The 13,419-nt window shown below is 74.3% G+C and carries 14 protein-coding genes; 7 read left to right on the forward strand and 7 right to left on the reverse strand.

The genetic code is table 11. The annotated features are described in order from the left end of the window. Positions 1-91 precede the first annotated feature (91 nt). Complete coding sequence (locus tag ACFVXJ_RS17845; RefSeq protein ID WP_361311306.1) at positions 92-688, forward strand: histidine phosphatase family protein; 597 nt, start codon at positions 92-94, stop codon at positions 686-688. A 60-nt stretch (positions 689-748) separates the two neighbouring features. Beyond that, on the forward strand, positions 749-1,090 hold the full coding sequence (locus ACFVXJ_RS17850) for a VOC family protein (RefSeq protein WP_389662647.1): 342 nt from the start codon (positions 749-751) through the stop codon (positions 1,088-1,090). 22 nt (positions 1,091-1,112) lie between these two features. Here the strand turns inward: ACFVXJ_RS17850 and ACFVXJ_RS17855 are convergent, their stop codons facing one another. Beyond that, on the reverse strand, positions 1,113-2,441 hold the full coding sequence (locus ACFVXJ_RS17855; RefSeq protein ID WP_389662649.1) for a tetratricopeptide repeat protein: 1,329 nt from the start codon (positions 2,439-2,441) through the stop codon (positions 1,113-1,115). Between the two features lie 244 nt (positions 2,442-2,685). On the opposite strand from ACFVXJ_RS17855, the gene ACFVXJ_RS17860 reads away from it, so the two are divergent. After that, a complete protein-coding gene (locus ACFVXJ_RS17860; RefSeq protein WP_389662650.1) occupies positions 2,686-3,129 on the forward strand; it encodes a hypothetical protein in 444 nt (147 codons plus the stop codon). A gap of 58 nt (positions 3,130-3,187) precedes the next feature. Continuing rightward, a complete protein-coding gene (locus tag ACFVXJ_RS17865; RefSeq protein ID WP_389662652.1) occupies positions 3,188-4,054 on the forward strand; it encodes a spermidine synthase in 867 nt (288 codons plus the stop codon). Here the strand turns inward: ACFVXJ_RS17865 and ACFVXJ_RS17870 are convergent. Together ACFVXJ_RS17870 and ACFVXJ_RS17875 are read right to left on the reverse strand one after the other, a co-directional pair. After that, complete coding sequence (locus ACFVXJ_RS17870) at positions 4,051-5,586, reverse strand: class I adenylate-forming enzyme family protein (protein ID WP_389662654.1); 1,536 nt, start codon at positions 5,584-5,586, stop codon at positions 4,051-4,053. The two genes, ACFVXJ_RS17865 and ACFVXJ_RS17870, sit on opposite strands and share 4 nt — an antisense overlap. Before the next feature lie 76 nt (positions 5,587-5,662). Further along, positions 5,663-6,226 (reverse strand): hypothetical protein, encoded by a 564-nt coding sequence (locus ACFVXJ_RS17875; RefSeq protein WP_389662656.1) that lies wholly within the window; start codon positions 6,224-6,226, stop codon positions 5,663-5,665. Positions 6,227-6,304: 78 nt separating this feature from the next. Between ACFVXJ_RS17875 and ACFVXJ_RS17880 the strand changes: the two genes are divergently transcribed. From ACFVXJ_RS17880 to ACFVXJ_RS17890, 3 genes are all read left to right on the forward strand, one after another. After that, positions 6,305-6,991: a response regulator transcription factor gene (locus ACFVXJ_RS17880; protein ID WP_389662658.1), complete on the forward strand. Its 687-nt coding sequence runs from the start codon at positions 6,305-6,307 to the stop codon at positions 6,989-6,991. 10 nt (positions 6,992-7,001) lie between these two features. Further along, on the forward strand, positions 7,002-8,378 hold the full coding sequence (locus ACFVXJ_RS17885; RefSeq protein WP_389662659.1) for a sensor histidine kinase: 1,377 nt from the start codon (positions 7,002-7,004) through the stop codon (positions 8,376-8,378). A gap of 65 nt (positions 8,379-8,443) precedes the next feature. Then, the gene (locus tag ACFVXJ_RS17890) at positions 8,444-8,776 is read left to right on the forward strand and encodes a hypothetical protein (RefSeq protein ID WP_389662661.1); all 333 of its coding nucleotides are present in this window, start codon (positions 8,444-8,446) and stop codon (positions 8,774-8,776) included. 85 nt (positions 8,777-8,861) lie between these two features. Here ACFVXJ_RS17890 and ACFVXJ_RS17895 read toward each other — a convergent pair whose 3' ends face one another. From ACFVXJ_RS17895 to ACFVXJ_RS17910, 4 genes are read right to left on the reverse strand one after another with little or no spacing between them, the layout of a single operon-like run. Then, entirely contained in the window at positions 8,862-10,190 is a 1,329-nt protein-coding gene (locus tag ACFVXJ_RS17895) for a GH1 family beta-glucosidase (RefSeq protein WP_389662663.1), read from the reverse strand. A gap of 5 nt (positions 10,191-10,195) precedes the next feature. Further along, complete coding sequence (locus tag ACFVXJ_RS17900) at positions 10,196-11,011, reverse strand: carbohydrate ABC transporter permease (RefSeq protein ID WP_389662859.1); 816 nt, start codon at positions 11,009-11,011, stop codon at positions 10,196-10,198. A 5-nt stretch (positions 11,012-11,016) separates the two neighbouring features. Further along, positions 11,017-11,970 (reverse strand): carbohydrate ABC transporter permease, encoded by a 954-nt coding sequence (locus ACFVXJ_RS17905; protein ID WP_389662861.1) that lies wholly within the window; start codon positions 11,968-11,970, stop codon positions 11,017-11,019. Positions 11,971-11,998: 28 nt separating this feature from the next. Beyond that, complete coding sequence (locus tag ACFVXJ_RS17910) at positions 11,999-13,330, reverse strand: ABC transporter substrate-binding protein (RefSeq protein WP_389662665.1); 1,332 nt, start codon at positions 13,328-13,330, stop codon at positions 11,999-12,001. Positions 13,331-13,419: the final 89 nt, after the last annotated feature.

Raw genomic sequence — 13,419 nt, forward strand, 5'->3', positions numbered from 1 at the left:
GCGTCGTGGATGATGGACGGACGCATCCGTACCGATACGGGAGCTTTCCGTACATCGGTCAATCCATCCACCCGGACCGGGAGAAAAGCACATGGCCCCCCGCATCCTGCTGGCCCGCCACGGCCAGACGGCGTGGTCCCAGCTCGGCAAGCACACCGGACGCACGGACGTGCCGCTGCTGGAGGAGGGTCGGCGGGGCGCGAAGCTGCTCGGCGAGCGACTGGCCCGGGACCCCTGGGCGGGCCTGCGCGGCCTGGAGGTGCGCACCAGCCCGCTGGTCCGGGCCGCCGAGAGCTGCGACCTGGCGGGCTTCGGGGCGCAGGCCGAGCCGTGGGACACGCTGATGGAGTGGGACTACGGCGACTACGAGGGCATGACCCCGGCCGAGATCCAGGCGGTCCGGCCGGGCTGGCTCATCTGGCGCGACGGGGCGGCCGGCGGCGAATCCGTCGCCGATGTCGCGGCCCGCGCGGACGAGGTCGTCGCCTGGGCCCGCTCGGCCGAACGGGACGTCCTCGTCTTCGCCCACGGCCACATCCTGCGCACGCTCGCCGCCCGCTGGCTCGGCTTCGAGGCGTCCTTCGGCGCCCGTATCCGCCTGGACCCCACCTCCCTGTCGGTCCTGGGCTGGGCGTACGGCGCCCCCGCGCTGGAACGCTGGAACGACACGGGACACCTGGACGGTTAGCGGGCGCGTCAAGTGGCTCGCGTCATACCGCCGTTGTGGGTCGGCTGAGAGGATCGACCCATGACGATCACTTCCGTGGTGCTGCGGCGCCGAGTGGACGACCTCGAACGGGCCCTGCCCTTCTACGAGAAGCTGACGGGCGAGACGCCGGCCCGGTTCGCCTTCGCGGGGCTGGAGCTGGCGAGCGTGGGACCGTTCCTGCTGTTCACGGGACCGCCGGAGGTCGCGGCCCGGTTCGCCGGGGTCTCGGCCACCCTCGGCGTCGCCGACCTCGACGCGGTGGTGGCGACCGGGGTGGAGGCCGGGGCGGAGTTGGTCGGGGCGCCGACGGACACGCCCAACGGGCGGCGGGCCGTCCTGCGCCATCCGGACGGCGCGGTGTACGAGTACGTCGGCACCTGATCCGCGCGCCGCGCGCCGCGCGTCAGAGTGCCGCCTGGCGGGAGAGGAACGCGGCCACGCGCGGGGAGCGTTGGTGGGGGAGCAGGGTGCGGGCCGTCGTCGCCAGCATCGAGCGGATACGCGTCGACTGGACCTCGGCGAGCAGGTCCAGCACCCGCCCGCCCGCCCAGGCCGCCTCGTCGGGCGCCCCCGCGTGAGCCAGGTCGCCGGCGAGTTCGGCGGTGTAGAAGGCCACGTTCCGCGCGAAGTGCGGGTCCTGGAGGTCCGCCGCGCGCCGGGCGTGCCGGGCCGCACGCGCGTGCTCCCCCAGCGCCGCCCAGCAGCGGGACTCCAGGGACTCCAGTTCGGCCTCGCCGAAGAAGCTCATCCACTCCGGGTCGGCGCTCGCCTCGCCCCGCGCGAACTCCGCGTGCGCCCGCGTCAGGGCCTCCTCGCAGGACTTCCGCTCGCCCAGCCCCGCCCAGCCGCCCGCCTCCCGCAGCGCCAGCAGCGACAGCAGCCGCGGGGAACCCAGCGAGCGCGCGGCGCGGCGGCCCGCCTGGGCGGCGCGCACCGACTCGCGCGCCCGCCCGCAGTCGCGGGCCAGGAACGCCATGTTGCTGAAGGCGTGCGCCTCCAGGGCCGCGTTCCCCGCCACCCGGGCCGTCGCCAACGCCTCCGCGTAGTGCGAGCGGGCGTCCTCGAAACGGCCCGAGTCGTGGGCCAGCCAGCCCACCGAGACGGCCAGTTCCCCGGCGCCCGCGTGCAGCCGGTCCTCGGTCGACTGGCGGGTCGCCCCCGCGTCCAGCAACGCGTAGGCGGCGCGCAGCGGTTCGGCCGCTCGCCGGTACAGTGCGTCGGCCCCGTGCCGGTCGTCGAGCAGTCGGATCTGGCGCACGGCGTCCTCGACGGCCGCGGCCTCCGCCGCGCCGGCCCGGGACGACGGCCGGCGCGAGTCGCCGGGCACCGTGAGGCCGAGCGTCGCGGCCGCCACGGTCGCGGAGCCGCCGGCCATGAACGCGCGACGCAGCACGTCACTCTCCTTGGAACGGGGGACGAAGGGGGTGGGGGTGGGGGCGACCGGCGCAGGCGCGGTGCGCCGGCCCGAGCGGCCGCGCACCGACTCGCGCGGGAAGAACCCGAGATCGGCCGTCGTACGACCCGGGAACATGTGCAGGAACACCCGCTCGTAGGCGTAATTGGGGCAGCGGATCTCGCCGGACTCGACCCGGCCGATGTAACGGGCGTCGCAGGAAACCGTTTCGCCGATCTCGCGTGCCGCGCGGCGCACCATGGCCGCGAACTCCGCGGGGGAGTGGGCGCCGCGCAGCCGCCGGAAGGCGGTGTTGGGTGAGTGGGGGGACGCCGCCATGGACGTGACCTCTCTGGACTTCGGGCTGTGTAGACGCTGGTGCCCGGCGGGCACGAACGTACCGCCGCCGGCGGACCGTTCATGCGATGTTTGCCTACAAAACGGATATCTCACCCGTGATCCGCCATGAACTGCCATCCTTTGCGGCAACGTTGCGCCGCACCCGTTGACGTTCCGCCGCGTTGAACCCATGCGGAGTGGCTCGTACGCGGATCGAGGAGGGGTTCCCTTGATGGAGGGCGGCATGGAGAGCACTGGAACGAACACCGCGCCCCGGCCGGGCGCAGCCCTGACGGCGGGAGGACCGGCCGACGCGCCCGATCTGGTGACCGTACCCACCCGCCAGGGCCTGGAGGCGGTCGACATCATCCGCCGGGCGACCGGCCGCACCGCTCCGGGCGTCGGCCCCGTCCTGCACGACGGGTCCGGCGACACCCTGGGCTTTCTCGTCCCGCCCGGTACCGCCGACGCCTGGGACCTGCCGGGCAGCGCCTGTACGCAGACCAACGGGCGGGGCATGCGCTTCGGCGACCTGACCGGCGGCGCCGCGGGCGCCCCGCCCGCGGCCGGGGACCCCGCCTGGCTGCTCCCGCCGGAGGCCGTGGGACCGGTCACCGACCCCGACGTGCTGCGCGCCGCGCTCGGCGAGGCCGCCCGGCTGATCGAGGCGGCGGACAACTGCCGCTGAGGCGCTGACCGGCCAAGACGCCGACAGGCCGGGCGGGCGCACCGGTCATAATGGGGCAATGGCCGGTAAGAGCAGGGGCAAGCGGCGCGGGGCCGAGGAGGCGCTCGTCGGGCAGGTGGACGGTGGTCTGGCGGAGCTGGTGCCCGACCGCGAGCGCGCCCGGGCCTGGACCCTGCTGATCGACGGGGCCCCGCAGTCACACGTCGACCTGGCCGACCCGCTCCACCTGGACTTCGCCTACCAGCGGCGGATCGGCCACCTCATCGACCTCGTCGCGCCCGCGCGCCGTCCGCTGAACGTGGTGCACCTGGGCGGCGGGGCCCTGACCCTGGCCCGCTACACCGCCGCGAGCCGTCCCCGCTCCACGCAGCAGGTGGTGGAGATCGACGCGGCCCTGGTGGCCTTCGTACGGGAACACCTGCCGCTGGACCCGCAGACGCGCGTCCGCGTCCGGGCGGTGGACGCGCGGGCCGGGCTGGCCAAGGTGCCGGACGGCTGGGCGGACCTGGTCATCGCGGACGTGTTCAGCGGCTCCCGCACCCCCGCCCACCTGACCAGCACCGAGTTCCTGGACGACGTGCGCCGGGCGCTGGCGCCCACCGGGTGGTACGTGGCGAACCTGACGGACGGGCCGCCGCTCGCCCATCTGCGGGGCCAGATCGCCACCGCCGCCTCCCGCTTCGGCGAACTGGCGCTGGCGGCCGACCCGGTGGTGTGGCGGGGGAAACGTTTCGGCAACGCGGTGCTCGTCGCCGCCGACCGGGAGCTGCCCGTCGCGGAGTTCACCCGGCGGGTGGCGAGCGACCCGCATCCCGGCCGGGTGGAGCACGGCCGGGCCCTGGCCGACTTCGCGGGCGGGGCCACACCCGTCGCCGATGCCTCGGCGGTGCCCTCGCCGGAGCCCCCGCCGTCGGTGTTCCGCTAGCCGGCCCCGGTCCCGGTCTCGCCTGCGGCCCCGGTCTCGCCCGCGGCGGCGGCCGTGGCGCGCAGCCGGCGTTTGTCCGGCTTGCCGCGGTCCGTCAGCGGCAGGGCCGGCACCCAGAACACCGCCGTCGGCCGGTGGTCGGGGGCCAGTTCGGCGACCACCCGCGCGCACGCCCCGGCGGCGGCCTCGTCGGTCGGGGCGTGCCCGGCGGCCGGGACCAGGAAGGCGCACACCTGCTCGCCGGTGACGGCGTCCGGCCGGCCGACCACCGCGGCCTCGGCCACGGCGGGGTGCCGGGTCAGTGCCGCCTCGACCGGGCCGCAGTAGATGTTCTCGCCGTCCACCATCACCACGTCCTTGACCCGGTCGTCCAGGTACAGGTAGCCGTCCGCGTCGAGGTGCCCGAGGTCGCCCGTGCGCAGCCGGCCGTCGCGCAGCACCCCGGCCGTCAGGTCGGGCCGCCTCCAGTAGCCGGCCATCACCGTCCCGGAGCGCACCCACACCTCACCGGTGGTCCCGGGCGGGAGCGCCGCCGTCCCGTCCGCGCCCCGCACCTCCACCTCGACCCCGGGCGCGGGCCGCCCGACCGACGCGAGCAACTCGGGGCGGGTGGTTCGGGCCGCGTCGTGGTCCGCCTCCGAGAGCCGGCAGATCACCCCGGCCTCGTTCATCCCGTACCCCTGGCGCCAGCGCACCCCGGGGCCCCAGCGGGTCAGCGCCTGCCGCAGCCGTTCGGGGGCGATGGGGGAGTCCCCGTACGAGACGCGCTCCAGGCCGGGCACGCCCCGGGCGGTCAGCGGGTGGTCCAGCAGCCGGTACACCATCGAGGTCGTCAGGTAGGTGGAGACGGGCCCGAGCCGCCGGCAGGCGGCGGCGAACCCGCCCGGGTCGAACGGGCCGCCGAGGATCTCCGAACGGCCGCCCGCCCGCAGTTGTTCGAGGCAGCGGCCCCCCGAGCGCTGGGCCAGGGAGGTCACCGACAGGTAAGCGGTCTCCGCGCCGCGGGCGCCGTCACGGGCCGCCAGCGCGGCGAAGGTGGACGCCACCCCCTTGGGCCGCCCGGTCGTGCCGCCCGTGTAGGTCACCCGGGCCACGTCCTGCTCGCGCGCCCGCACCGGCACCGGCCGCGCTTCCCGGCCGGCGGCCCGCTCCAGCAGCCCCGCCAGGGTGATCCGCGCGGCGCCGGTGTCCGGGACGGGGGTGTCGTGGACCACCAGGACCGGTTCGCAGTCCCGCAGGAGGAAGTCCAGGCCGTGGGTGGCCGGCCCCACGCTCACCTGGGTCAGCCGCGCCCCCAGCACGTGCGCGGCCAGCCGCACCGGCAGCGCCTCGTACGGGTTCCCGGCCGTCACACAGGCCAGCCCGGTCCCGCGCCGCACGCCGAGCTCCTCCAGGGCGCCGGCCAGCCGGTAGGTCAGGGTCAGCACGTCGGCGTACGACAGCAGGACCGCACCGGCGCCGATCGCGGGCCGCTCGGCGTACCGCTCGCACGCCCCGACCAGCTCCGCGACGTACCGCGCCGCACCGCCCATGACCACCGCTCCCCTCGTTCGCCGCGCCCGGGGCGACCGTATCCCTACCGTTCGTCGTCCCTGCCGTTCGTCATCCTCACCGTTCGTCGACCTGCACGCGCGGCGCCTCGTTGAACCAGGTGCAGAACACCGATGCCTCGCGGCCGTCCCGGGTGAAGGTGACGCGGATCCAGTAGTCCTGCTTCCACACCTGCATCCGCCAGCCCCCCGCCGGCGTGGCGGAGACCAGTTCGGCGGCGGTCGCGCCGAGGTCGAAGACGACCCGGCCGCCCGAGACGGTGTACCCCTTCACGTCCTCGGACTCCCCCGCCGCCGCCCGGCGGGACGGCGACGAGGACTTCGACCCGGCGGCGGAGGGCGGGAGCGTCACGGAGGCGGAAGCGGACGCGGAGTCGGAGGCACCGGCGGACGGCGAAGGAGACCCGGGCGACGGCGCCGGCGTACCCGAGGGCGACGCCGGGGCCGCGGGCGTCTGCGAACCCCACGTGGAGGACGACAGCGGCAGCGCGGCCAGCGGAACGGCGCGCGGGGGATCGTAGGCCGTTCCGGACATGACGGTGTGGACGCCCCACCACGACAGCGTCACCGCCGCCCCCGTGGCGAGCGTCCAGGCGAACGCGTGCAGAAGACCCCGGTGCATGAGGGCACATACTGCACCACGCGACCCAAAGGTCGACCGACACCCCGCCCGGTAGCCCGAATGGACTACGGTGCCGCCATGGCAAGTGTGCTCGTGGTCGAGGACGACCAGTTCGTACGTTCCGCCCTCATCCGGCACCTGACCGACGCCTCCCACGCCGTGCGCAGCGTCGGGACGGCCCTGGAGGCCCTGCGGGAAGTCGCCCACCACCGCTTCGACGTGGTCATCCTGGACCTGGGCCTGCCCGACCTCGACGGGTCCGAGGCGCTCAAGATGCTGCGCGGCATCACCGACGTACCGGTCATCATCGCGACCGCCCGGGACGACGAGGCGGAGATCGTCCGGCTGCTCAACGACGGCGCCGACGACTACCTCGTCAAACCGTTCTCGGTGGAGCACCTGTCCGCCCGGATGGCCGCCGTGCTGCGCCGCTCCCGCGCCGCCGGCGCCGAACCGCCCCCGCGCGTCCTGCGGGTCGGCGGGCTCGCCATCGACCCGCTGCGCCGCCAGGCGGAACTCGACGGGGCGGTACTGGACCTGACCCGCCGGGAGTTCGACCTGCTGGCCTTCCTCGCCGGGCGACCAGGCGTCGTCGTGGCCCGGCGCGAGCTGCTCGCCGAGGTGTGGCAGCAGGCGTACGGGGACGACCAGACCATCGACGTCCACCTGTCCTGGCTGCGCCGCAAGCTCGGCGAGACCGCCGCCAACCCCCGCTACCTGCACACCCTGCGCGGGGTCGGCGTCAAGCTGGAGCCACCGCGGTGAGGCGGCGGCCGTGAGGTGGGCGCTGGTCAAGGTGTGCCTCGCCGTCACCGCCATGGTGGTCATCGCGTTCGCCGTCCCGCTCGGGCTGGTGGTGCGGGAGATGGCCAGCGACCGGGCGTTCTCCAACGCGGAGCGGCAGGCCGCGAGCATGGCGCCGACCCTGTCCATCACCACCGACCCCGGCCAACTGCGCAAGGCGGTCGAGTCCACGCAGATGGGCGCCGCCCAGCGGATGGCGGTCCACGTCCCGCCGATCGGCGACCGGGTGGCGGTGGACATCGGCGCGGGCTGGGCGGGCCCGCGCGCCGTGGCGGAGACCCGGCGGATGGGCCGGGCCACGACCGCCTCGGTGGCGGGCGGCGGATCGGCGCTCCTCCAACCGACCGCGCTCGGCTCCGGTGACATCGCGGTCATCGAGATCTACGTACCGGAGAGCGAGGTCAGCAACGGGGTCACCACCGCCTGGCTGGTGCTGGCCGGGGTCGGGCTCGCGCTGATCGTCGGCTCGGTGGCGGTCGCGGACCGGCTCGGCGCCCGGCTGGTGCGCCCGGCGGAACGGCTCGCGGACGCCGCGCACCGGCTGGGGCAGGGGCGGCTCGGGGTGCGCGTGCCGGAGCAGGGGCCCAAGGAATTGCGCTCGGCGGCCGTCGCGTTCAACGCGATGGCCGACCGGGTGGTGGAGCTCCTCGCCAACGAACGCGAGTTGGCCGCCGACCTCTCGCACCGGCTGCGGACGCCGCTGACGGTGTTGCGGCTCAACGCGGCCTCCCTCGGGGACGGGCCGGCCGCCGAGCAGACGCGGGAGGCGGTGGAGCAACTGGAGCGGGAGGTCGACACGATCATCCGCACCGCCCGGGAACAGCGCTCCCCGGCCGGCGTGGGCGGTCCCGGGGCGGGGGCGGGCTGCGACGCCTCGGAGGTGATCCGCGATCGGATGGCGTTCTGGTCGGCGCTCGCGGAGGACGAGGGGCGCGAGGTCCGCCTCGCCGGTGTGGACCGTCCCGTACGGATCCCGGTGGCCCGGCCCGAGCTGGCGGCCGCCCTGGACGCGCTGCTCGGCAACGTCTTCCGGCACACCCCCGAGGGGACGCCGTTCGCGGTCGACGTGCACGACGCGGGGGACGCCGTCATCGTCCTCGTGTCGGACGCCGGTTTCGGCATCGACGACCCGGACGCGGCGCTGCGGCGCGGCAACGACGGCGGCCGGGACGGCTCCACGGGGCTCGGCCTGGACATCGTGCGCCGGGTCGCGGAGTCGACGGGCGGGGACGTCCGACTGGGCCGTTCGGTGCTCGGCGGCACCGAGGTCCGGATGTGGATCGCGCTGGATGGGCGGGCGCGGGCGGAGGACCGGCGCAGCCGCCGCAAAGGACGCGGGGCCAAGTAGCCGGCCCGCGCGCCCGGACGGCGGCCCACCGCTTGCCGCCCCCGGGGGCGGCCCCGAGGGTGGCCGTGAAGGACCGACCCGTCACCACCACCGAAGGGGCTCCGATGCGCGTCATGCTCCGCGCCCACATGGACACCGCCGCCACCAACGAATCGATCAAGAGCGGCGCACTTCCCCAGGCCGTGCGCAAACTGCTGGAGGAACTCAAGCCCGAGTCCGCGTACTTCGGCCTCTCCGAGGGCGTCCGCTCGTGCTGGATCGTGTTCGACATGCAGGACAGCTCGCAGCTTCCGGCGATCGGTGACGAGCTGTTCGGCCGGCTCGGGGCCGAGCTGGAGATCTGTCCCGTCATGACCCCCGAGGACCTGACCAAGGGCCTCCAGGCCATCGGGCGCTGACCCCCCGGGCCCGCGGGCGCCCGGGACGTCCGCGCGGGGGGCGTCCGCCCGGGGCCCGTCCGAGCGGGTCCGGGCGGAGGCCCGGTCAGTCGAGCCGGCCGCTGCGGGCCAGGGCGGCGTACCAGCGGGCGCTGGAGCGCGGGGTGCGGACCTGGGTGTCGTAGTCGACGTGGACGATGCCGAACCGCTTGGCGTACCCGTAGGCCCACTCGAAGTTGTCCATCAGCGACCACAGGAAGTAGCCCTCCACCGGGGCCCCGTCCCCGATCGCGCGGTGCACCGCCGCGAGGTGCTCGCGCAGGTACCCGATGCGCCGGGGGTCGTGCAGGTCGGGGGCGTACGCGGCGCCGTTCTCGGTGACCAGCAGCGGCAGGCCCGGCGCCTCGCGGGCGAAGCGCACCAGCAGGTCGTGGAGGCCCGTGGGGTCGACGGCCCAGCCCATGTCGGTCACCTCGCCCGGCGGCTGGTGGAAGGCCACCGTGTCCGCCCCCGGCCAGGGCGAGTGGTCGGTGGAGCCGTGGCCGTCCGCGCGGGGGCCGCCCGGGGCGGCGCCCCCCGACACCACCGCCGGCGTGTAGTAGTTCACCCCGAGGAAGCCCAGCGGCCGTCGGATCAGCGCCTCGTCCCCGGGCCGCAGGAACGCCCAGTCCGTGACCTTCGCGGTGTCCTCCAACAGGTCCTGCGGATAGGCGCCGTGCAACAGCGGCCCGGTGAAGATCCGGGTCGCCAGCGCGTCGACCCGGCGCGCGGCGTCCGCGTCGGCCCGGGAGCCCGTCATCGGCCGTACCGCGCTCGGGTTGAGCGTGATGCCGACCCGCGCCGTCGAGGGCAGGACGCTCGCCGCCAGGCCGTGCGCGAGGTTCAGGTGGTGCGCCGCGCGCAGCGAGTCGGCGGGGGAGGTGCGACCGGGCGCGTGGACCCCGGCGGCGTAGCCCAGGAAGGCGCTGCACCAGGGCTCGTTGAGCGTCGTCCACATCCCGACCCGGTCCCCCAGCGCCCGCCCGACCTGCTCGGCGTAAGCGGCGAAGGCGTAGGCGCTCTCGCGCTGCGGCCAGCCGCCCGCGTCCTCCAGTTCCTGCGGCAGATCCCAGTGGTAGAGCGTCGGGCAGGGCCGGATCCCGTACGACAGCAGCTCGTCCACGAGCGCGTCGTAGAAGCCGATGCCGCCCGCGCGCACCCGTGGCCAGGACACCGAGAACCGGTAGGCGGTGAGCCCAAGTTCGGCCATCAGCGCCACGTCCTCGCGCCACAACCGCAGGTGGTCCGCCGCCACGTCCCCGGTGTCACCGTCGTGCACCTTGCCCGGGGTGCGGCAGAAGGTGTCCCAGATGCAGGGGCCGCGCGACTCGGCGCCGCCCTCGATCTGGTACGCCGCCGTGGCCGCGCCCCACAGGAACCCCTCGGGGAACTCCATCGCGTTCAACCCTTCACCGCCCCCTGCATGATGCCGCCGACGATCTGGCGGCCGAAGATGAGGAACACCAGCAGCAGCGGGAGCGTGCCCAGCAGCGCACCCGCCATGATCACGGACTGGTCCGGGATGTAACCGCGGCCCAGACCCGTCAGGGCCACCTGCACCGTCGGGCTGCCGTTCTGCGTCAGCGCGATGATCGGCCAGAAGAAGTCGTTCCAGGTCATCACGAAGGTGAGCATCCCCAGTACCGCCATCGCCGGGCGGGCGGCGGGGAAGACCACGTGCCAGACGATCCGCAGCGAACTCGCCCCGTCGGTCCGGGCCGCCTCCACCAGCTCCACCGGCAGCGCCTGCGCCAGGTACTGCCGCATGAAGAACACCCCGAAGGCGGACACCAGTGCCGGCAGGACCACCGCCTGGAGCCGGTCCGTCCAGGACAACTCGGCGATCAGCATGTACAGCGGTACGACGCTCAACTGCGGCGGGATCAGCATCGTCGCCACCACCAGCGCCAACAGCCCGCGGCTGCCCCGGAACCGCAGCCGGGCGAACGCGAAGCCCGCCAGGGTGGACAGCAGCACCGTCCCCGCCGCGACCGTGCCCGCGACCACCAGCGTGTTCAGCAGGGCGGTGCCCATGCGGGCGTCGGTCCAGGCGATCGACAGGTTGCGGCCCAGGTTCCCGCCGAACCAGAACGGCGGCGGCGTCTGCGCGAGCCGGGTGTTGCTGCGGGAGGCCGCGATCGCCGTCCACACCAGCGGGAAGAGGGAGCCGGCGGTGAACAGTCCCAGGACGACGTAGGTGGGCTTGCCCGCCCGCATGACCTTCACCGGGACCCTCCCCGCACCAGCCGGGCCGCGCCCGCGACCAGTAGCAGCATCAGGAACATCGCCCACGCGATCGCCGACGCCCGCCCCAGGTGCAGGTTCACCCAGCCCTGCTCGTACAGGTACAGGCCCAGCGTCTGGAACTGGTGGTCGGAGCCGCCCGTGGCGCCCGAACCGCCGTTGAACAGCAGCGGCTCGCCGAACAACTGGGTGGCCCCGATCGTGGACACCACACAGGTGAAGAAGATCGTCGGCCGTAGCGAGGGCACCGTCACGTGCCGGAACTGCTGCCACCGCGAGGCGCCGTCCAGCGCGGCGGACTCGTACAGGTCGCCGGGGATGGCCTGCATGGCCGCCAGGTAGATCAGCGCGTTGTAGCCGGTCCACCGCCACACCACGATCGTGGACACCGCCACCTGGGAGGCCAGGGTGCCGTTCTGCCAGTCGACGGGCCCGATCCCGACCGCCGACAGCGCCCAGTTGACCATGCCGTAGTCCCGGCCGAAGAGCAGTACGAAGACCAGCGTGGCGGCGGCCACGGACGTCGCGTACGGGGTCAGCACCGCGACCCGGAAGAACGCCGAGCCCCGCAGCCGGTAGTTGAGCAGGTGCGCCAGGCCCAGCGCGATCGACAACTGCGGCACCGTCGACAGCAGCCCGATGGTGACCGTGTTGCGCAGCGCGTTCCAGAAGAACGCGTCGTCCCACAGCCGGGTGAAGTTCCGCAGCCCCACCCACGTCATCGAGTCCGGGTCGGTCAACTCCACCTGGTGCAGCGCCGCCCACCCCGTGTAGAGCAGCGGGAAGAGCCCGAAGGCGGTGAAGAAGAGGAAGAAGGGCGCCACGAAGGCGTACGGGCTCAGCCGCAGGTCCCACCGGTAGCGGCGGGAGCGCCACACCTGGCCCCGGCCGCCCGCGCCCGCCCCCGCCGAGGGGGAGGACGCGGGCGACAGGAGGACGGTCTCGTCGGTCACCGCCGCCTCACTGGTCCAGGGCGTTGTCGATCGCCGCCACCGCGGCGTCCCAGCCCTCCTGCGCCGACCGGCCCTTCTGGTCGACCTGGAGCATTCCGATGTCCGCCAGGTTCTGCGCGATGACCAGGTCCTTGGGGCCCAGCACCGTCACCGGCACGCCCTCGGCGGCCCGGGCGAAGATCTCCCCGATCGGCGCGTCGCCGAAGTACGCGTGGTGCGCCCCCGCCACCGTCGGCAGCTTGTACGCGGCGCTCGCGCTCGGGAAGCTCCCGCGCTTCTCGAACAGCCTCGCCTGCTGCGCCGGCGCCGTCAGCCAGGCGGCCAGCTTCGCCGCCTCCTGGGCGTGCTTGCCCGCCTTGGGCACCACCAGGAACGAGCCGCCCCAGTTGCTCGGCTTCGGGGCCGCCGCCACGTCCCACTTGTCCTTGCCCGCCGGACCCGCCTTGTCCTGGATGTAGCCGAGCATCCAGGCCGGGCAGGAGACCGTCGCGAAGTTGCCGTTGGAGAAGCCCTGGTCCCAGGCCGGGGTGAACTGCTGGAGCTTCGCGCTCAGCCCCTCGGAGGCGAACCGGGCCGCCAGGTCGAAGGCCCCGCGCACCGCCGGGTTCGTCTTGTAGACGACCTTGCCCTGCTCGTCGTAGAACCGCTGGGCGTTGCCGCCGGTGACCGCGGCCATCACCCCGGAGGCCGAGTCCACGAACGCCTGGCCGTCGCCCGCCTTCGCCTTGTACGCCTTGCCCGTCTCCAGGTACTTGTTCCAGTCGCCCGCCCAGAGCGCGCCCACCGCCGCCCGGTCGGTGGGCAGCCCGGCCGCCGCGAAGAGGTCCTTGCGGTAGCAGATGCCCTCCGGGCCGATGTCCGTGCCGAGGGCGACGGTCGCACCGCTCTTGGCGGTGCCCTGCGCCCACTTCCACGGCAGGTACGCCGCCTTGTCCACCCCCGGTGCCTTGCCGAGGTCGACCAGCTTGTCGGCCTGTGTCGCGGTGATCTCCGCGATGTTGTTGACCTCGACGGCCTGGATGTCGGCGAGGCCGCTGCCCGTGCCGAGGTGGGTGAGGAGCTGCGGGTAGTAGTTCTCGTTGCGCTCGATGGAGGTCTGCTCGATCCGCACGCCCGGGTGCTGCGCCATGTACTCGTCGTACAGGCCGGCCTCCTTGAGCCCGAAGGCGCCGAACACCCCGACGGTGAGGGTGGTCGCCGCCTTGTCGCCGGCGGCCGAGCCCCGCTCCGGGGGCGCGGCGGGGTCCTGGGAACAGCCGGCGAGGAGCAGGGCCGCGACGGCGGCGACGGCCAGGGCTCTGAGGGACGTGGGGGTGTGGGGCCGGGATCGGGCTCGCATCGGAATCCTCCTGGGAAGGACAGGACGTGCCGGGTGTCGTGTGCCACAGTGTGGGAGCGCTCCCAACGCCGTCAAGAGGCGGTCAAGAG

The organism is Streptomyces sp. NPDC058279 (assembly GCF_042881255.1).
Lineage (GTDB): Bacteria > Actinomycetota > Actinomycetes > Streptomycetales > Streptomycetaceae > Streptomyces.